Origin of the sequence: Microcystis sp. LE19-131.1A (genome assembly GCF_027532015.1) — a bacterium.
GTDB lineage: Bacteria > Cyanobacteriota > Cyanobacteriia > Cyanobacteriales > Microcystaceae > Microcystis > Microcystis ichthyoblabe_A.
Genome location: NZ_JAPZSS010000159.1, coordinates 1 through 1,264, shown reverse-complemented (window position 1 = coordinate 1,264; position 1,264 = coordinate 1). Strand labels below are relative to the sequence as shown.

General features: G+C 48.0%; 1 protein-coding gene. It reads left to right on the top strand.

The features are described from left to right. The coding region (gene psbA, locus O9323_RS12665; protein WP_288125224.1) for a photosystem II q(b) protein at positions 1-1,020 on the top strand (1,020 nt) is incomplete at its 5' end. Positions 1,021-1,264 lie beyond the last annotated feature (244 nt).

Sequence of the window (1,264 nt, the reverse complement as noted above, 5' to 3'; positions counted from 1 at the left end):
ACCAGCACCAACAACCGTCTTTATGTCGGCTGGTTCGGTGTGATCATGATCCCCACCCTGCTCACCGCCACCACCTGCTTCATCATCGCCTTTATCGCCGCTCCTCCCGTAGATATCGACGGTATTCGCGAGCCTGTAGCTGGTTCCCTACTCTACGGAAACAACATCATCTCTGGTGCGGTTGTTCCCTCTTCCAACGCGATTGGACTCCACTTTTACCCCATCTGGGAAGCTGCTTCCTTAGATGAGTGGTTATACAACGGTGGTCCTTACCAGTTAGTCATTTTCCACTTCTTACTAGGTGTCTTCTGCTACCTCGGTCGTCAGTGGGAACTGTCTTTCCGTTTAGGAATGCGTCCCTGGATTTGTGTCGCTTACTCTGCACCGGTATCCGCCGCTACTGCTGTATTCTTAATCTATCCCATCGGACAAGGTTCTTTCTCTGATGGTATGCCTTTAGGAATCTCTGGAACCTTCAACTTTATGTTCGTGTTCCAAGCAGAACATAACATTCTGATGCACCCCTTCCATATGTTAGGTGTTGCTGGTGTGTTCGGTGGTTCTCTGTTCAGTGCAATGCACGGTTCCCTAGTAACTTCTTCCTTAGTGCGTGAAACCACTGAAATCGAATCTCAGAACTACGGTTACAAATTCGGTCAAGAAGAAGAAACCTACAATATCGTTGCCGCTCACGGTTACTTCGGACGCTTAATCTTCCAATACGCTTCTTTCAACAATAGCCGCTCTCTGCACTTCTTCTTGGGTGCTTGGCCGGTAATCGGTATCTGGTTTACGGCAATGGGTGTTAGCACCATGGCGTTTAACCTCAACGGTTTCAACTTCAACCAGTCGATTCTCGATTCTCAAGGTCGTGTAATTGGTACTTGGGCCGATGTGCTGAACCGCGCTGGTATCGGTATGGAAGTAATGCACGAGCGTAATGCTCACAACTTCCCCTTAGACTTGGCTAGTGGTGAACAGGCTCCTGTAGCTCTGACCGCTCCCGCTATCAATGGTTAATTCCTAGTCTGAACGAAAAGGCACTCCCGCGAGGGGGTGCTTTTTTGTTGCTTTCAGAGAAGAGACCAGAATCTAGGGATAATGGGGGACAAGGATCCTTTATTTATAGTTACTAATTCTGTACGCAAATATTGCATCTAGAATTAGCTTTGTACGCTTTGACCCGTACTGGGTTAACTACGAACCTCTCTATCGGATTCCCGCTAAAGGCGGCCTCTCCGACTACCTTTCTTCCAATATTTAA